This window comes from Actinokineospora auranticolor (assembly GCF_041897805.1).
Taxonomy (GTDB): domain Bacteria; phylum Actinomycetota; class Actinomycetes; order Mycobacteriales; family Pseudonocardiaceae; genus Actinokineospora; species Actinokineospora auranticolor.
Genome location: NZ_CP154825.1, coordinates 7,358,459 through 7,375,144 on the forward strand (window position 1 = coordinate 7,358,459; position 16,686 = coordinate 7,375,144).

A 16,686-nucleotide genomic window follows, 5' to 3' on the forward strand; every position below is an offset into this window, starting at 1 on the left:
CGTGGCCGCGTTCACCGAGGCCGACGCGGCGCTGCTGCTGCGGCTGATCGACCTGCCCACCGCGGGCCCGCTGGAGACCGGGGAACCGGCCCGGCTGTGGGAGGCGCTGGAGCTGTACGCCGCCGCCGCCGGGGGTTTCACCGTCGCGCACCACGGCCCGGCCACGCGCGCGGACCTCGACCGCCCCGGCGTGCCCGCCGCCGTGCGCGAAGCGGCGCGCGACCCGGCTTTCCTGGCCGCGCAACCGAGTCTGGTGCTGCGCATGGGACCGGTGGACGCGCCGACGGTCATGTTCAACGTGCACCTGGACACCGTCGCGGGCCACGAACCGGGCCGCGTCGACGGCGCGGTGATCCACGGCCGCGGCGCGGTCGACGCGAAGGGGCCGGCGGTGGCGCTGCTGGCGGGCATCCGCGACGCCGTCTCCCGCGAACCCGCCATCGGCGCGGAGACCACCGTGCTCGTGCAGGCCGTGTCCGGTGAAGAGGGCGGCGCCATGGGCACCTTCGGCACCAGACCGTTGGTGGAGCGCGGTTTCCACGGCGCGCTGAACGTCTTCTGCGAGCCGACCGGGCTGCGCTACCTGCCGCGCGCCACCGCGTCGGCCACCGCGCGGATCCGGGTCGCGGGGGCCGGTGCCGTCGACGACCGCCCCGGCGACGGCCACAACGCCACGGTGCTGCTGGGTTTCCTGGCCCAGCACCTGGCGCTGGAACTGGCGGGCGAGCACGCGTGCGTGGCCGGGCTGCACACCGGCACCCGGCACAACCGCGTCTACGGCGACGGCGACCTGCTGGTCAACCTCGCCTACGCCGACGACGGCGAACGCCTCACCGGCGCACTCGACCGCGCGGTGGCCACCGGCCTGGCCCGCTTCCGCGAGACCTTCGCCGCCGTACCGGAACTGGCCCGCACCGCCGCCGACGCGGCCCGGGTGACCACGGTGGACTGGCTCAAGCGCGGCCTGCCCGCGCTGACCGGCGGCGACGGGGCGGGCGCCCTCGACGAGCTGATGGCCGCCGCGGGCATCCCCGCCTGGCCCGCCGCCGACCCGGCGTTCACCTGCGACGCCATCTGGCTGGCCGGGGTGCCGGGCGCGGCGACGGCCGTGCTCGGCCCGGGCGACCTGGCCGCCAACCACGCCCACGCCGACGGCGAGTTCGTCGCCCTGGCCGACCTGGCCGCGTTCGCGGGCCAGGTCTCCCGACTGCTGCGCGCGTTCCACGCCCGCTCCGCTGCTCGATGAACCAGCACCCGACGAGAACGGCTCCGGCATGACCGATCTGGACCAGGCACCGCCCCGCACCCGGGTGCGGGTCCCGCACGACGCCCTGCTCGGCTTCACCGCGGCGGTGTTCGCCGCGCACGGCGTGCCGCGCGACCGGGCCGCCGAGTCGGCCGCGGCGCTGTGCCACGGCGACATCACCGGCACGGCGTCGCACGGGCTGGTCAACCTCACCCGGATCTACCTGCCGCTGCTGACCTCCGGCCGGGGCAGGCCGGACGCGGAGCCGCGGGTGCTGGCCGACCGGGGCGCCACCGTGCTGCTCGACGGGCGCGGCGGGCTGGGCCTGTGGCTGGCGGGCGAGGCGATGGACGTGGCCGTGCGCCGGGCCCGCGACCACGGCGTCGGCCTGGTGTCGGTGCGCGGCGGCACGCACTTCGGCTGCGCAGGCCCGCACGCGCTGCGCGCGGTGCGGCACGGCATGGTCGGCGTGGTCGCGGCCAACTGCGGCCACCAGCGCATCGCCCGGCCGCCGCGCGGGCGGGTGCCGATGCTGGGCACCAACCCGATCAGCGTGGCCGCCCCGGCGGGCGCGCACCCGCCGTTCCTGCTGGACATGAGCACCACCACCGCGCCGACCGGCAAGGTGCGCGCCGCCGCGCGGGCGGGCGCGGACGTCCCGGCGAGCTGGCTGGCCGACCACCACGGCGCGCCGGTCACCGACCCGACCCGCTTCGACGACGGCGAGGCGCACCTGACCTGGCTCGGCGCGCCCGGCGACGGCGAGTACAAGGGATTCGGCCTGGCGCTGATGGTCGAGGTGTTGTCCGCGCTGGTGTCCGGTGCCGGGCTGGGCCCGGCGCCCGCCGCGCTGGTCGCCGACCGCACCCCCGACGACGACATCGGCTACTTCGTCATGGCCGTGGCCCCCGCGACGCTGCGCGACCCGGTGATCTACCAGCGGGACGCGGGCTCGCTGTTCGGCGCGCTGCTGGCCTGCCCGCCGGTGGAGCCGGGCACGGACGTGTCCTACCCCGGGGTCCCCGAGGCGCGGCACGCGGAACTGGCGCGGCGCGAGGGCGTGCCGCTGGGCGCGGAGCTGTACGCGGAACTGGGCGAGGTCGCCGAGCGCCTCGGTCTGGTGCTGCCGGAGGCGTGCTGATGCGCATCGGGGTCATCGGGCTCGGTGTGATCTCCCGCTACTACCTGGCCGCGCTGGGCGAGAGCGGACCGCTGCGGCTGGCCGCGGTGTGCGACGTGCGGCCGGAGGCGCTGGCCCCCTACCGCGACGAGGTCCCGTGCTGGCGCGACCACCGGGACATGATCGCCGCGGGCGGGTTGGACGGTGTGGTCGTCACCGTGCCCAACGACCAGCACGCCCCGGTGTGCCACGACCTGCTCGACGCCGGTCTGCCGGTGTGCGTGGAGAAGCCGCTGGCGACCCGGCTGCGCGACGGCCTGGCCATGGCCGAGCTGGCCGCGGCTCGCGGCGCGGTGCTGTTCACCTCCTTCCACCGCCGCTACAACGCGCGGATCCGCGCGCTGCTGGAGGGGTTGCCGCGCGGGGTGCCGATCGAGTCGGTGACCGTGCGGTACCTGGAGCGGATCGAGGAGCACGTCGGCGCCGACGGCTGGTACCTGGACCCGGCGCGCTGCGGCGGGGGCTGCGTGGCCGACAACGGCCCGAACGCCTTCGACCTGGCCCGGTTGCTGCTCGGCTCGCTCCAAGTGTCCTCTGTGGACATCCGGCGGGACGCGGCGGGCGTGGACCGCGCGGCGCGGGTGCACCTGGCCGCCGAGTCCGGCGCCCGGGCCCGGGTCGAGCTGGACTGGGACCACCCGGGCGAGACCAAGGACGTCGAGGTGCGGCTGGCCGACGGCGCGGTGTGGCGGGCGGACATGCTCGCCGGGTTCACCGGTTTCAAGCAGTCGCTCTGGCACGAGTACGCGGGTGTGCTGCGCGCGTTCACGCTGGCCGTGCACACCGGCGGCGTCGACCGCGACGGCCTGGCCGCGCTGTCGTTGGTGGACGCGGCCTACCGCGCCGAGCAGTGGTCGCGGGCCGCGCTGATCGGGGAGAAGTGATGATCGAGGACGGCAGCAAGCGCACGGTGTCCGGGGTGCTGGTGAAGGTGCTGGTGCACCGCCGCGACGACCGCGGCATGCGGCTGGAGGAGTTCGCCAGCCGCTGCGTGCGCCAGGGCGAGGTGCACGAGCTGGTCACCACCGACCACACCGAGGGCGACCCGAGCATCGACCGGGTCGGGTTCCTCGGGTTCGCCGAGATCCGCGACGGCGGGGTGATCGACCGCGGCGACGAGGTGCGCATCGGCGACCAGGTGGTGGGCACGGTCCTCGGCTTCGACGCGTGCCACTTCCCCAACCACTACAACATCCTCATCCGCCGCGAACGGCCGGTCACCGGCGAGCAGATCGAGCTGTCCCCGGAGTCGACCGTCCGGTTCGTCCAGTCGGGGACCCGGTGAGCACCCGGCTCGACCGGGCGGTCGTGGTGGGCGGCAGCGTCGCCGGGCTGCTGGCCGCGCGGGTGCTGCGCGCGTTCACCGACGACGTCGTGGTGGTCGAGCCGGACGACCTGCCGGAGTCGCCGGTGGGGCGCGGCGCGATCGCGCACGGCGACCAGTTCCACGTGCTGCTGGGGCTGGCCCAGGACATGCTGTCGTACTGGTTCCCGACGCTGCTCGACGACCTGGTCGCCGACGGGGCCGTGCGCTGCACGTCCGAGCGGGACGGCCGGATGTACGTCGACGGGCACCTGCGGCTGCCGGTACCGGGGCACGTCTTCCTGCCGGTGCACCGGCCGCTGCTGGAGCACCACCTGCGGCGCTGGGTGCTGCCGCTGGTCACCGTGGTGCGCGACCGGGTCACCGACCTGGCGGTCTCCGGCGACCGGGTCACCGGCGTGCGGACCGCGCTCGGCGAGACCCTGCCCGCGGACCTGGTGGTGGACGCGACCGGTCGGGCGAGCAGGCTGTGCGAGTGGCTGTCCAGGGTGGACTACCCGGTGCCGCGCAAGCAGCGCCTCGCGCTCGACCTCGGGTACGCCACCACGCTGTACCACCGGTCCCGGGACCAGCGGCTCGACGGTCTGCTCTCGGTGCACTCGCTGCGCTCCAACTCCGCCGCGGAGCCCGGCGTGAGCTGCATCGCGCCGCTCAACGACGACTACTGGATCGCCACGGTGTCCGCCTACGGCAAGAACCGGCCCAGCCGGGACCCGGCCGACTTCGCGGAGCGCTGCCTGCGCGAGCCCGCCGCCGGGTTCGCCACCCTGGTGCGCACCTGCATGCCCGCCGGAGGAGTGTCCACGCACCGGTTCCCGCACAGCGTCCGCCGGGATTTCCACACGGTCGAGCGGTTTCCGGCCGGTCTGGTTCCCCTCGGTGACGCCGTCGCGTCGTTCAACCCGGTGTACGGCCAGGGCATCCCGTCCGCCGCGCTGCACGCCTCGGCGCTGGCCGCGTGGCTGCGCTCCGGCGCGGGCGTCGGCGGCTACTTCGAGCGGCTGCGGGTGCTGGTCGACGCGGCGTGGCAGACCAGCGTCATCGCCGACTTCGGGCTGCCGCACCTGGTGGCCCGCCGCCCGCGCGGGCACCGGCTGCGGCAGGCGGTCAGCGGGGCCATCGACCGGGCCGCGATGCGCGACCCGCTGGTGGCCGCGCGGTTCGCCGACGTGGTCAACATGTACGAGCACCCGAGCGCGCTGCTGCGCCCGGATGTGCTGCGGCGCGCGCTGGTCGCCGCGACGGTGGAGCGCTTCCTCGGCGCGTAACGGCTTCCGGCCGCGGGGGAGCCCGCGGTTTCGTGGGGGGGCGCCACGAAGAGGGGATCAAAGCCGAGGGCCCCGGGGAATCGCTCCCCGGGGCCCTCGGCCGTTCTCCGCTACCGGTGGTGATCAGCCGCCGAGCAGGGGGATGTCGTGCTTGCCCTGGTGGTAGTCGCGGACCGCGTCCACGATCTCGTCGACCGACAGCGCGCCGCTGTGGTTGCTGTCGAGCTGGTTGAACGAGGCCTTGGCGGTGCTCTCGTCCACGCCTGCCGCGCGCATCCAGCGGGTGAACTCGGCGGCGTTGACCTCGCCGTCGCCGTCGGTGTCGGCGATGTCCACGATGGCCTCGATGGCCGGGCGCAGGTTCTGGTTGAACCCGGGGTTGCCCGCGTCCACGATCTCCTGCTCGCTGACCCGGATGAACTCCTGCATCGAGACCGTGCCGGAGTGGTCGGTGTCGGCCTTGGCCTGGAGCTTGTCCCACATCTGCGCGTAGGCCGACAGCAGCGCCCGGCCCTTCGGCGAGCTCTCCTGCTCACCGAAGCCCTGGAGGATGCGGCGGGCCTCTGCCTCGTAGTCGGACTGGTCGATCTGTCCGTCGCCGTTGCTGTCCCAGAGCTCGAAACGACGCTTCAGCCTGCTGTCCTGGATGCTTGCGGTCACGGCCTTGCTCCTTCGTGGTGCCTTGTCGGGATCAGCGCGGGAGCCCGTGCGCTGCGGCTCTTCTCGGCCCCGCGATTTGGACACTAGCAACGAGATCGCATTCGGGCAGGGCGCAGGCGTTCCCTTTTCGGGTGTATTCCCCCACCCCGATCGGGATTCCGGTAGGCGGGACCGCCGGTGCGCCGCGCGCGCCGGTGATCCACCATCCACCTATTCATGAATAGATCCAGGAACTGGGTCCCGACTATTTCCCGACCGCGTCGAGGCACGGCGCGCGCGACTCGGCCACGGCCGCGGCGACGCCGTCCCAGAGCCGGAGGCGGGCGCGCAGCAGCCCGGTCACCGCGGCGGTGCACTCGGCCCACTTGGTCTCGTCCGGGCCGCACAGGTCGGCCACCAGCTGCGTCGCCATCGGGGTGTGCCTGCCGGTGTCGACCTCCAGCTGGCGGCGCAGGTACCCGTGGAAGAGGCCGAGCGGGGCGCGCGCGTCGCCCGCCGGTGGCAGCACCCCGTCGAACAGCGCGGGCGGCGGTTCGGCGCGGCCGTAGGCGAAGGCGGCGGCCCGGCAGTGCACCGGGGCGCGGCCGACCAGCTCCCAGCTGGACCGCAGGAACTCCGCGGCCGGGCCCGGGACGCCCGCGGCGAGCAGCGCGTCGGGGACCGGGGTGCCCGCGCGCAGCAGGTCCAGGAAGGCGTCGACGGGCCAGGTGTCCGCGCCCGCGTCGGCCATCGCGTGCCGGTACAGCTCGAAGTGGCTGACGTAGCCCTCGCCGAACTCGTCGCTCTCCGCCGCGAGCACGATGTCGTTCACCAGTCGGCGGCTGATCGGCGCGCCGGTCGGCACCCACGGCACGCGCACGCACGTCAGCTCGTTCTGCAGGCCCTTGAGCAACGACATGGCGTCCCACACCGCGAACACGTGGTGGGCCATGAACACCGCCACGTCCGCGCGGTTCGCGATCCGGCGGTAGACCCGGTGGCCAGCCACCTCGGCGCGGACGGGCTCGACCCCCGCGCGGATGCGGACGACGCCGGGGTGTGACAGCGCCCAGTCGTAGCGGGTCATCGCCACCTGGCCTTTCGCCGTGGGTAGGGGGACTCGCTGCGGACGCTAGGGATACCGGCGGTCACGCGCCACTTATCGATGAGGTGAAAAGCCTTACCCGACTCAGCGACTGCGGCCCGGTTCGGAAATGACCAGCATGGATCACGGCGCCCGATCCGACGCCAACGCCCCCTGGAGGTAGCACATGCGCTTCACCCGCCCCCTGTTCGCCGTCCTCGGCACCTGCGCGCTCGCCACCGCGGCCCTGCCCGCGGCCGCCGCACCCGCCCCGGCCCCCGCCAAGGGCGACGTGATCGTGTTCCAAATGGAGTACATGCCGGTGACGGTCTACGAGAATCCCTCGGGCTGCAAGCTGCTGCCCGCGGGCTCGCACGTGCTGATCAACCGGACGGACAAGGTGGTCACCATCTACTTCGACCCGGCGTGCAAGTTCCCGATCATCCCGGTCTCCCAGCTGGCCCCGGGCAACGGCACGCACGTCAGCCCGATCGGCAGCTTCAGCATCTGAGCCCGGCCCCACCGGCAGGAAGGAAACAGCGCCCGTGTCTGCGGACCTCGTGGTGGTCGGACTCGGCTACGTCGGCCTGCCGCTGGCCCGGCGGGCCAGCGGCGCCGGGCTGGCGGTGGTCGGCGTGGACACCGATCCGGACGTGGTCGCGGGCCTGCGCGCGGGCCGGTCGCACGTGCAGGACACCGCCCCGGCCGAGATCGGCACCATGCTGGCGCGGGGCTTCACCGCCACCACCTCGTTCGCCGCGGTGTCCACAGCGGACACGGTGGTCATCTGCGTGCCCACCGGCCTGGTGGACGGCGAACCGGACCTGCGCGCGGTGATGGCCGCCGCGCACGCGGTCGCCGAGCGGCTGCGCCCGGGCAGCCTGGTCGTGCTGGAGTCGACCAGCTACCCGGGCACCACCGAGGAGGTGCTGCTGCCGATCTTGGAATCCACCGGCCTGGTCGCGGGTGTGGACTTCAACCTGGGCTACTCACCGGAGCGGATCGACCCGGGCAACGGCGAGTACGTCCTGGAGAACACGCCGAAGGTCGTCAGCGGGCTGACCCCGGTCTGCGCCAAGCGCTGCGCGGCCTTCTACGAGGTGCTGGTCGACTCGGTGGTGGTCGCCGCGGGCCTGCGCGAGGCGGAGACCGCGAAGCTGCTGGAGAACAGCTACCGGCTGGTCAACATCGCCCTGGTCAACGAGCTCGCGGTCTTCTGCAACCGGCTGGGCATCGACGTCTGGGACGTGCTGCGCTGCTCGGCGACCAAGCCGTTCGGCTTCCACCCGTTCACCCCGGGCCCGGGCGTCGGCGGCCACTGCATCCCGGTGGACCCGCGCTACCTGGCCAACCGGGCCCGCGCGGAGGGCCTGCCGTGCTCGATGGTGACCGCGGCTCAGGAGGTCAACGCGGGCATGCCCGGTTACGTCGTGCGGCGGGCGCGGGACATCCTGGCCCGCGAGGCGGGTCGGGTCTTCGGCGCCCGCGTGCTGCTGCTGGGGGTCACGTACAAGCCGAACATCGCCGACCTGCGCCAGTCCCCCGCCACCGGGGTGGTCCGCCAGCTCCGCTCGCTCGGCGTCGAGGTCGCCTACCACGACCCGCACGCGGACCGGTTCACCGTGGACGGCGTCCCGGTCCACCGTGAATCCACTGTGGACTCCTCGGCGGACCTGGTGGTGCTGTTGCAGCCGCACGACCGCGTGGACCTGGCCGCGGTGGCCCGCGGGGCGAAGGCGGTGCTGGACACCAGGGGTGTCATGGAAGGCGACAACGTGGAACGGCTCTGACCGGTCCGGCACCGGTCCACCCGGCACAACGCGAACTCACCTCACGGCCGCGCTTTCGCCGCGAGGGGCCGCGGTTCAGACGACGGCCCAGAGGTACTGCACCGCGTAGGCCCGCCACGGCCGCCACGCCGCCGCGTGCGCGGTCAACGCCGCCGGGGTGAACGGCAACCCCAGCGACCGGGCCGCGGCCCGCACCTGCGGGTCGCCCGGCAGGAACGCGTCCGGGTCGCCCAGGGCCCGCATGGCGATCGTCTCCACCGTCCCGGGGCCGAACCCCGGCAGCGCCGACAGCCGCGCCCGGGCCCGGTCCCGGTCCGCGCCCACTCCCAGGTCGACCGCGCCCGCGGCCAACGCGTTCACCAGCGCCACCACCGTGTCCCGGCGGGCCCTGGGTAAGGCGAACCGGTCGGGGTCCAGCCCGGCCAGCACCGCGGGGGTCGGGAACAGGTGCGTCAGACCGCCGGACGGGTCGTGCACGAGGTCGCCGTGGTCCTGGACCAGTCGCGCCGCGTGCCCGCGGGCCGCGGTCGCCGAGACCTGCTGCCCCAGCACGGCGCGGATCGCCAGCTCCGCGCCGTCGACCGTGCGCGGCACCCGCCGCCCCGGGTCCCGGCGCACGTGCGGTGCCAGCACGGGGTCGGTGGCCAGCAGGTCGTCCACCGCGATCGGGTCGGCGTCGAGGTCCAACAGCCTGCGGCAGCGGCTGATCGCGCGCGCCAGGTCCCGCAGGTCGGTCAGGGCGAGCTGGCAGGCGATGTGGTCCGCGGTCGGGCGCAGCGTCGCGATGCCGGTGCCGTGCGGCAGGCGCAGCGTGCGGCGGTAGGCGCCGTCGCGCCACTCCTCCACGCCGGGGATCGCCGTCGCGGCCAGGTGGCCGAACAGGTTGTCCGGGCACAGCGGTTCGCGGAACGGGAGCCGCAGCGAGAGCACGCCGGGGCTGGCGACCTGGCGGCCCGCGCGCAGCCGCAGTTCGGTCGGCGGTAAGGCGAACACCTCGCGCACGGTGTCGTTGAAGGTCCGGATGCTGCCGAACCCGGCCGCAGCGGCGACCTCGCTCATCGGCAGCGCGGTGGTCTCGATCAGCAGCCGGGCGGTCTGCGCGCGCTGCGCGCGGGCCAGGGCCAGCGGACCGGCGCCGAACTCGGCGAGCAGCTGCCGCTCCACCTGCCGGACGCTGTAGCCGAGCCGCGCGGCCAACCCCGGTACGCCTGCCCGGTCGACCACGCCGTCGGCGATCAGCCGCATGGCGCGCGCGGCCAGGTCCGCGCGCTCGTTCCACTGCGGGGAACCGGGGCTGGCGTCCGGCCTGCACCGCTTGCACGCCCGGAACCCGGCCTGCTGGGCGGCCGCCGCGCTCGGGAAGAACGTCATGTTCTCCGCTTTGGGGGGCATCCCGGGGCAACTCGGCCTGCAGTAGATGCGGGTGGTCCGGACCGCGGTGAAGAACCAGCCATCGAATCGCGCGTCCTTGGACCGGACGGCGCGCACGCAGCGGTCGAAATCCTCATGCACCCGGACAGGATGCGGGTCGGCCGTACAGCGTCATCAGCGGGAAAACGACTTGACAGTCCAGAAAGCCGCGGCGTCGGGTTTTCGCCGGCATTGTCGGTCGGCTCTGCTTGACTGGGTGCCATGACAACTTCCCAACCACAGGCCGCGACTTCCCAACAGGACCGTGCGGCGGCCTTCCACGCGCTGCACACGGGCGGCGGGGTGTTGGCGCTGGCCAACGCCTGGGACGTGGCCAGCGCGGCGGTCGCGGTGGCGGCGGGCAGCCGCGCGGTCGCCACCACGAGCGCGGGCGTGGCGTGGAGCCTCGGCGCCGCCGACGGCGACGCGCTGAGCAAGGCGCTGGCGGTCGACCTGATCGCCCGGGTGGTGTCCGCGGTGGACGTGCCGGTCACCGCCGACATCGAGACCGGCTTCGGCGCCACGGCCGACGACGTCGCCGACACCATCCGCGCCGTGCTGGCCGCCGGTGCGGTCGGGGTGAACATCGAGGACTCGTTCCAGAGCGGCGACGGCCCGCTGCGCGCGGTCGCCGAGCAGTCGGACCGGCTCGCGGCGGCGCGCGCGGCGGCGGCCGAAGCCGGGATCTCCCTGTACGTCAACGCCCGCACGGACACGTACCTGCGCGGCGTGGGCACCGACGAGGACGCCCGGTTCCGGGAGACGGTCGACCGGGCCAACGCCTACCTGACCGCGGGCGCGTCCGGGATCTTCGTGCCGGGTCTGACCGACCTGGACACCCTCGGCAGGCTGGTGCGCGAGATCCCGGCGCCGGTCAACGCGATGGTGCACCCGGGGGCGCCGTCGATCGGCGAGCTGAAGGCGGTCGGCGTGGCCAGGGCCAGCCTGGGCGCGGCGATCGCCCAGTCCGCGTACGCGCTGGCGCGGCGGGCGACGGAGGAGCTGCTGGCGGCGGGCACGTACACGTCGGTCGCGGAATCGCTGAGCTGGGTCGAGCTGAACAAGCTGCTCACCCGCTGACCGCTCACCGTCCGCTTGGGACTTCGGGAGTGGACAGATCGTGGACACCGCCCAGGGCGCGCGGCGGCGCGGCCTGGGCGGCGACGCCGTCCAGGGCGGTGGCGACGGCGTAGGCGTAGAGGTCGGTGTCGGGGTGCGCGCGGTGGTAGCGCCCCAGTTCGACCAAACCGGACAGTTCCGCGCGGTCGGCCAGCTCGGTGCGCAGGGCGGCGGTCCGCGCGCGCAGGGCGGCGTCGCGGTCGTCCTCGGCGGCGAGGAACTGCCACGCCTGGGCGGTGAGGAACGTGTGCGCGGGCACGGCCCGGTCGCCGAAGCCCGCGTGCCGCAGCACGGTGACGGCGCGGTCGATGACCGGGTGCAGAGCGGGTACCAGTTCCCCGTGCACGGCTAGCCTGCGCGCGACGCCGGGGTGGGCCAGCAGCACGGGTCGGGCGTCGGTGAGGAACCGCTCGAACCACGTCCGCCACGGCAGGTCGGCCTCGGGCACGGGCAGCGCGCCGACGACCCGGTCGAGCACCGCGGCCACCACGGCCTCCCGGTCGCCGACGTGGTGGTAGATGACCGCCGGGTAGGCCCCGACCCCGGCGGCGAGCTGGCGCAGCGTCCAGTCCTCCAGCCCGTGCGCCCGGGTGAGGTCGAGCGCGGTCGCCACGATCCGCTCCGGGGTCACCGCGGGCTGGCCGGACCGCTGCCGCCTCCCGGTAACCGATGCATACGTGGCCATACATGCACAGTAACGGGTGAACGACCGCGCTTGGCCAGGAACCAAACGTGGTACCCCAGCCGTTGAGACGATGAGGCACCTCGACCACGACGGGTGGACCTCCCCCGCATGGAAAGGAGCACGGGATGCCCCTGCTGAAGAAGCTGACCGCGCTGGCCGGAGCGGCCGCCGCCGCGACCAAGTACGCCAAGAAAAACCCCGAAAAAGTCAACCGCATGGCGGCGAAGGCAGGCCACTTCGTCGACCAGAAGACCAAAGGCAAATACAGTCGCCAAATCAACAACGCCGTCCGCCGGGTGAACACGGCCACCAGCCCCAAGCCGGGCCACTAGGCCCCCGGGTGGGGCCACCCGGACGTGGCCCCACCCACCCGATCGGCCGACTCAGCCGGCTAACCCCGCCATTCACGGGTTATCCACATCCTCGATACCCATCCACAGGATTACGCCGCGCCTTCTCCGCCGCCCCAATACCGATAGACTGGAGCAGGGCTGTTCCCCCAGAGGAGGGCGGGGGCTGTCCTGGGTCCGGCTGGGGCGGTCATAGAATTGCGCCCGGCGGATATCGGCACTGCCGATAGGGTCCGTCTGCTCGACATCTGACCGGAACGCGGGGAGTCAGCTCTCCGTGACCTTCCCGTCGGCGACCACCAGCGCGCGGGTCGTGGAGACGGCTTCCAGCATCCGGCGGTCGTGGGTGACCAGGAGCAGAGTGCCGGTGTAAGACGCGAGAGCCGACTCAAGCTGCTCAATCGCCGGCAGGTCCAAGTGGTTGGTCGGTTCGTCCAGGACCAGCAGGTTCACCCCACGCGCTTGGAGCAACGACAGAGCAGCACGCGTGCGCTCCCCCGGTGACAACGTCACCGCAGGACGCAACACGTGGTCCGCGCGCAGGCCGAACTTCGCGAGCAGCGTGCGGACGTCCGCGGTCGGCCAATCCGGCACCTGCCGCCCGAAGGCGTCCAGCAACGACTCCGCCCCCAGGAACAAGCCCCGCGCCTGGTCGACCTCACCCACGACCACCCCAGGCCCCAGATAAGCCGCACCCGAGTCCGGTTCGACCCGCCCGAGCAGCGCCGCGAGCAGGGTCGTCTTGCCCGCCCCGTTCGCACCGGTGATCGCGACCCGGTCCGCCCACCCGATCTCCAGCGTGACCGGCCCCAACGCGAACGGGCCGCGGCGCACGACCGCCTCGCGCAGCGCCGCCACGACGCTGCCCGCGCGGGGGGCCACCGCGATCTCCATCCGCAGGTCCCACTCCTTGCGCGGCTCCTCCACCACGTCCAACCGCTCGATCAGGCGCTCGGTTTGGCGGGCCTTGGCGGCCTGCTTCTCCGACGTCTCACCGCGGTGGTGCTTGACGTGCTTGTCCGGGTCGGACGCCTTCCGGCGGGCGTTGCGCACGCCCTTCTCCATCCACGCCCGCTGCGTCCGGGCCCGCAGCTCCAACGACGACTTGGTGTCCGCGTACTCGTCGTACGCCTCGCGGGCGTGCCGACGGGCGACCTCGCGTTCCTCCAGGTAGGCCGCGTAGCCGCCGCCGTAGAGGTTGATCTGCTGCTGGGCCAGGTCCAGTTCCAGGACGCCGGTCACCGTGCGGGTCAGGAACTCGCGGTCGTGGCTGACCAGGACCGCGCCCGCGCGCAGGCCGGTGACGAAGTTCTCCAGCCGGGCCAGGCCGTCGAGGTCGAGGTCGTTGGTGGGCTCGTCGAGCAGGAACACGTCGTAGCGGCTCAGCAGCAGCGACGCCATGCCGACCCGCGCGGCCTGGCCGCCGGAGAGCGTGGGCATCTCCTGCCCCAGCCCCACCCCCAGGCCCAGGTCGGCGATCACGTCGGCCGCCCGTTCGGCCAGGTCGGCGCCGCCGAGGGCGAGCCAGCGCTCCAGGGCGACGGCGTAGGCGTCGTCCGCGCCCGCCACGCCCGCGCCCAGCGCCTCCGCGGCGGCGTCCATCACGGACTGGGCCTCGGTCACGCCGGTGCGCCTGCCGAGGAACGCCTCGACGGTCTCGCCCGCGCGCCGCTCCGGCTCCTGCGGCAGGTACCCGACGGTGGCGGTGGCCGGGCTGAGCCGGACCTCGCCCTCCTCGGCGGGCAGCAGCCCGGCGAGGGTGCGCAGCAGCGTGGACTTGCCCGCGCCGTTCGCGCCGACCAGCCCGATCACGTCACCGGGCGCGACGACGAGGTCGAGCCCGGTGAACAGCGCGCGGTCGCCGTGCCCGGCCGCCAGGGACTTGGCGACCAGGGTGGCGCTCACGCCAGCTCCGCGCGCAGCGTCGCGGCCACCTGCGCGATGGCCTGGCGGGCCGCGTCGAACCGGGCGGGCTTGCGGAAGAAGCTGTGCACCTGGCCGAGGTAGCGCACGCACACCACCGGCACCCCGGCGTCGGCGAGCCGGTCGGCGTAGGCCTCGCCGCTGCCGCGCAGCACGTCGTACTCGGCGGTGATCACCAGCGTGGGCGGCAGGCCGGACAGGTCGCCGGAGCCGGGGGCGAGGTCGGGCTGCGACCGGTCGATGCCGACCGGCGCGTAGGCGTTCCAGCAGAACGCCATCTCGTCCGGCGCGAGCGCCGGACTGTCCACATCGGTCAGTTCGTCGGCGGCGTCGAGCACGGGGTAGACCAGGACCTGGCAGCGCAGCGGGGTGCCGAGGTCGCGCTGGCGGCGGGCGAGGACCGCGGCCAGGTGCCCGCCCGCGGAGTCGCCGACGACACCGATCCGGTTGACGTCGACGACGAGCTTGTCCGCGGTGGCGCGCAACCAGTTCAGCGCGCGGTCGGCGTCGTCGAGCGCGGCCGGGAACGGGTGCTCGGGGGCGAGGCGGTAGTCGACGAGGGCGACCGCGGCGCCGGAGAGCGCGGCGATGAACCGGCAGACCGCGTCGTGGGTCTGGATGCCGCCGGTGGTCCAACCACCGCTGTGCAGGTAGAGCACGACCGGCGGCGTCGGTTCGCCGTCGGGGCGGTAGAAGCGGACCGGCACGCCGTCGGCGTCCACGTCCACCACGTCGGCGACCTGGGTGCCGGGGCCCGCGTCGGTGATCGCGCCGGTCGTCATGTCCACACGGGCCTGCGCGAGCGTGTCCTGGGTCATCGGCGACCCGAAACCGCCCGCCTCGACCAACGTGCGCACCTGGGGGTGCAACGGCACGGCCCACCTCCTCCGCGGTCACCGCCCCGGTGGCGGCACCGCGTCAATGATGTCCGACCAGGCGATCCACTCGGGGACGGGGCTGTGGTGCGGCGCGAGCGTGCGCAGCGGCACGCCCAGCAGGTCGAGGTGGGGGTGCGGGCGCGGCTCTCCCGCGACGACCCCGATGCCGACGAAGCGCGGGCTGCCCGCGGCGAAGTCGACCATGGTGAAGGTGACCACCGAACCCGGCGGCGGCCACTGCTTGTGCGCACCCATCAGCTATCCCCTAGTTCGGACACATCGTCACACAAGGGGTGGCCACTGTCACTCGAATGACGTAACGAATTAGTCCGACGACCGACAAATTCTCGCTCACCGTTGGTAACCGGATTGCGTCTCATTAGGTGAAGAGTTCACTGAACCGACTTTCGTAGGGTGTCCGACCTGCGGGGAGTCGATCTAGCGTCAGCGCATCGCCGGACCAGCACCTCCCCGATCGGCGGTCACCGATCCGGGGTAGGGCCGAGCGTGCCGACAACCCTGCACACCGGGCCGACCACCCGGACCCTGCGAGCAAGGAAGAAGGACCTGTCCCCATGCGCAGCAGCTCCCCCACGAGAGTCGCGACCCTGCTCGGCGCCATCGGGCTCGCCACCGGCGCCGCCGTGGCGCTCACCCCGTCCGCGACGGCCGCCCCCGAGGCGCTCGTCCCGGCCCTCCAGCGCGACCTGGGCCTCACCGCGGCCCAGGTCGACCAGCGCCTGGCCCGGGAGAGCGACGCCCGCGCCCTGCTCCCGTCGGCCGAATCAGCGGCGGGCGCGGCCTTCGGCGGCTCCTGGTTCGACGGCGGCACCCTGGTCGTCGGCGTGACCGACGCGGCCAAGCGCGCCGCGGTCGAGGCCACCGGCGCCCGGACCGCCGTCGTGGCGCACAGCGCGGGCAGACTGGCGGAGACCAAGGCCGCCATCGACCGGCAGGCGGGCGCCAAGGCGCCGAGCGCGGTCACCGGCTGGTACGTCGACGCGCCGTCCAACTCGGTCGTGCTGACCGTCCGGGCGGGCGCGGACGCACAGTCCTTTGTGGATAGGGCGAAGGCCGCTGGCCCGGTCCGGGTCGTCGAGACGACCGAGGCGCCGCGCACCTTCGCGGGCGCGATCGTCGGCGGGAACGCCTACTACATCGACGGTTCCAGCCGCTGCTCCGTCGGGTTCTCGGTGGACGGCGGCTTCGTGAGCGCGGGCCACTGCGGCACCCCCGGCTCCAGCGTGACCGGTGCGGACCGCAGCGCGCTCGGCACCTTCCGCGGCTCTTCGTTCCCCGGCAACGACTACTCGTGGGTGGCCAGCAACTCGTCGTGGACCCCGAGCCCCACGGTGAACGGCTACGGCAACGGTGACGTGACCGTCGCCGGGTCGACCGAAGCGGGCGTCGGCTCCAGCGTGTGCCGCTCGGGCTCGACCACCGGGTGGCACTGCGGCACCGTCCAGGCCACCAACGCGACCGTGAACTACGCCGAGGGCACGGTGACCGGCCTGACCCGCACCAACGCCTGCGCCGAACCCGGCGACTCCGGCGGCTCCTGGGTCAGCGGCAACCAGGCCCAGGGCGTCACCTCCGGCGGCTCGGGCAACTGCTCGTCGGGCGGCACCACGTACTTCCAGCCGGTGAACGAGATCCTCTCGGCCTACGGCCTCAGCCTGGTAACCGGCTGACCCCACCCGCGGGGGCGAGCAACCGAGGCCCCGTCCACCCTGCTCGGGGGGTGGACGGGGCCTCGGCCCCTCTTCGGGGTTCGATCAAGCGGCGTCGGT

Annotated in this window: 17 protein-coding genes; 10 read left to right on the forward strand and 7 right to left on the reverse strand. The window is 73.8% G+C overall.

The genetic code is table 11. The features are described 5' to 3' along the window. Window position 1 precedes the first annotated feature (1 nt). Genes V5P93_RS32030 through V5P93_RS32050 form a run of 5 tightly spaced genes read left to right on the forward strand, consistent with a single transcriptional unit; the run spans window position 2 to window position 5,018 of the window. Window positions 2-1,246: a M20/M25/M40 family metallo-hydrolase gene (locus tag V5P93_RS32030; RefSeq protein WP_104482243.1), complete on the forward strand. Its 1,245-nt coding sequence runs from the start codon at window positions 2-4 to the stop codon at window positions 1,244-1,246. A gap of 28 nt (window positions 1,247-1,274) precedes the next feature. Beyond that, on the forward strand, window positions 1,275-2,387 hold the full coding sequence (locus tag V5P93_RS32035) for an Ldh family oxidoreductase (protein ID WP_104482242.1): 1,113 nt from the start codon (window positions 1,275-1,277) through the stop codon (window positions 2,385-2,387). Next, complete coding sequence (locus V5P93_RS32040; protein WP_104482281.1) at window positions 2,387-3,310, forward strand: Gfo/Idh/MocA family protein; 924 nt, start codon at window positions 2,387-2,389, stop codon at window positions 3,308-3,310. The genes V5P93_RS32035 and V5P93_RS32040 overlap by 1 nt, the downstream gene beginning before the upstream one ends. Then, window positions 3,310-3,711 (forward strand): hypothetical protein, encoded by a 402-nt coding sequence (locus tag V5P93_RS32045; protein ID WP_104482241.1) that lies wholly within the window; start codon window positions 3,310-3,312, stop codon window positions 3,709-3,711. Before V5P93_RS32040 ends, V5P93_RS32045 begins: the two co-directional genes overlap by 1 nt. Next, a complete protein-coding gene (locus tag V5P93_RS32050) occupies window positions 3,708-5,018 on the forward strand; it encodes an NAD(P)/FAD-dependent oxidoreductase (protein WP_104482240.1) in 1,311 nt (436 codons plus the stop codon). Before V5P93_RS32045 ends, V5P93_RS32050 begins: the two co-directional genes overlap by 4 nt. Window positions 5,019-5,141: 123 nt before the next feature. Here the strand turns inward: V5P93_RS32050 and V5P93_RS32055 are convergent, their stop codons facing one another. Both V5P93_RS32055 and V5P93_RS32060 read right to left on the reverse strand, forming a co-directional pair. After that, complete coding sequence (locus V5P93_RS32055; protein ID WP_104482239.1) at window positions 5,142-5,678, reverse strand: EF-hand domain-containing protein; 537 nt, start codon at window positions 5,676-5,678, stop codon at window positions 5,142-5,144. Window positions 5,679-5,922: 244 nt separating this feature from the next. After that, a complete protein-coding gene (locus tag V5P93_RS32060) occupies window positions 5,923-6,744 on the reverse strand; it encodes a DUF3050 domain-containing protein (protein ID WP_104482238.1) in 822 nt (273 codons plus the stop codon). Window positions 6,745-6,928: 184 nt separating this feature from the next. Here V5P93_RS32060 and V5P93_RS32065 point away from each other — a divergent pair, with 184 nt between their 5' ends. Further along, entirely contained in the window at window positions 6,929-7,252 is a 324-nt protein-coding gene (locus tag V5P93_RS32065; RefSeq protein WP_104482237.1) for a hypothetical protein, read from the forward strand. 34 nt (window positions 7,253-7,286) lie between these two features. Further along, entirely contained in the window at window positions 7,287-8,531 is a 1,245-nt protein-coding gene (locus V5P93_RS32070; RefSeq protein WP_104482236.1) for a nucleotide sugar dehydrogenase, read from the forward strand. A gap of 75 nt (window positions 8,532-8,606) precedes the next feature. Here V5P93_RS32070 and V5P93_RS32075 read toward each other — a convergent pair whose 3' ends face one another. After that, the gene (locus tag V5P93_RS32075; protein ID WP_104482235.1) at window positions 8,607-10,043 is read right to left on the reverse strand and encodes an AlkA N-terminal domain-containing protein; all 1,437 of its coding nucleotides are present in this window, start codon (window positions 10,041-10,043) and stop codon (window positions 8,607-8,609) included. Between the two features lie 120 nt (window positions 10,044-10,163). Between V5P93_RS32075 and V5P93_RS32080 the strand changes: the two genes are divergently transcribed. Next, window positions 10,164-11,021 (forward strand): isocitrate lyase/phosphoenolpyruvate mutase family protein, encoded by an 858-nt coding sequence (locus V5P93_RS32080; RefSeq protein ID WP_104482234.1) that lies wholly within the window; start codon window positions 10,164-10,166, stop codon window positions 11,019-11,021. Between the two features lie 4 nt (window positions 11,022-11,025). Here the strand turns inward: V5P93_RS32080 and V5P93_RS32085 are convergent, their stop codons facing one another. Further along, a complete protein-coding gene (locus V5P93_RS32085) occupies window positions 11,026-11,745 on the reverse strand; it encodes a TetR/AcrR family transcriptional regulator (protein ID WP_146108284.1) in 720 nt (239 codons plus the stop codon). Window positions 11,746-11,870: 125 nt separating this feature from the next. Here V5P93_RS32085 and V5P93_RS32090 point away from each other — a divergent pair, with 125 nt between their 5' ends. Further along, window positions 11,871-12,077: an antitoxin gene (locus tag V5P93_RS32090; protein WP_104482233.1), complete on the forward strand. Its 207-nt coding sequence runs from the start codon at window positions 11,871-11,873 to the stop codon at window positions 12,075-12,077. Window positions 12,078-12,362: 285 nt separating this feature from the next. On the opposite strand, the gene V5P93_RS32095 is transcribed toward V5P93_RS32090, so the two are convergent. The 3 genes from V5P93_RS32095 to V5P93_RS32105 are packed head-to-tail and all read right to left on the reverse strand — an operon-like array spanning window position 12,363 to window position 15,151. Then, a complete protein-coding gene (locus V5P93_RS32095; protein ID WP_104482232.1) occupies window positions 12,363-14,000 on the reverse strand; it encodes an ABC-F family ATP-binding cassette domain-containing protein in 1,638 nt (545 codons plus the stop codon). Continuing rightward, window positions 13,997-14,893 (reverse strand): alpha/beta hydrolase, encoded by an 897-nt coding sequence (locus tag V5P93_RS32100; RefSeq protein WP_104482231.1) that lies wholly within the window; start codon window positions 14,891-14,893, stop codon window positions 13,997-13,999. Before V5P93_RS32100 ends, V5P93_RS32095 begins: the two co-directional genes overlap by 4 nt. 18 nt (window positions 14,894-14,911) lie before the next feature. Further along, window positions 14,912-15,151, reverse strand: coding sequence for a hypothetical protein (locus V5P93_RS32105; protein WP_104482230.1), 240 nt, complete (start codon window positions 15,149-15,151; stop codon window positions 14,912-14,914). A gap of 320 nt (window positions 15,152-15,471) precedes the next feature. Here V5P93_RS32105 and V5P93_RS32110 point away from each other — a divergent pair, with 320 nt between their 5' ends. Continuing rightward, window positions 15,472-16,587 (forward strand): S1 family peptidase, encoded by a 1,116-nt coding sequence (locus tag V5P93_RS32110; protein ID WP_104482229.1) that lies wholly within the window; start codon window positions 15,472-15,474, stop codon window positions 16,585-16,587. The last annotated feature ends 99 nt before the right edge of the window (window positions 16,588-16,686 follow it).

Excerpts from the sequence above, each read along its gene's own strand:
- V5P93_RS32035 (WP_104482242.1), top strand. The coding sequence starts at position 1,275 with ATGACCGATCTGGACCAGGCACCGCCCCGCACCCGGGTGCGGGTCCCG.
- V5P93_RS32040 (WP_104482281.1), top strand. The coding sequence starts at position 2,387 with ATGCGCATCGGGGTCATCGGGCTCGGTGTGATCTCCCGCTACTACCTG.
- V5P93_RS32045 (WP_104482241.1), top strand. The coding sequence starts at position 3,310 with ATGATCGAGGACGGCAGCAAGCGCACGGTGTCCGGGGTGCTGGTGAAG.
- V5P93_RS32060 (WP_104482238.1), bottom strand. The coding sequence starts at position 6,744 with ATGACCCGCTACGACTGGGCGCTGTCACACCCCGGCGTCGTCCGCATC.
- V5P93_RS32065 (WP_104482237.1), top strand. The coding sequence starts at position 6,929 with ATGCGCTTCACCCGCCCCCTGTTCGCCGTCCTCGGCACCTGCGCGCTC.
- V5P93_RS32080 (WP_104482234.1), top strand. The coding sequence starts at position 10,164 with ATGACAACTTCCCAACCACAGGCCGCGACTTCCCAACAGGACCGTGCG.
- V5P93_RS32085 (WP_146108284.1), bottom strand. The coding sequence starts at position 11,745 with ATGGCCACGTATGCATCGGTTACCGGGAGGCGGCAGCGGTCCGGCCAG.
- V5P93_RS32090 (WP_104482233.1), top strand. The coding sequence starts at position 11,871 with ATGCCCCTGCTGAAGAAGCTGACCGCGCTGGCCGGAGCGGCCGCCGCC.
- V5P93_RS32105 (WP_104482230.1), bottom strand. The coding sequence starts at position 15,151 with ATGGGTGCGCACAAGCAGTGGCCGCCGCCGGGTTCGGTGGTCACCTTC.
- V5P93_RS32110 (WP_104482229.1), top strand. The coding sequence starts at position 15,472 with ATGCGCAGCAGCTCCCCCACGAGAGTCGCGACCCTGCTCGGCGCCATC.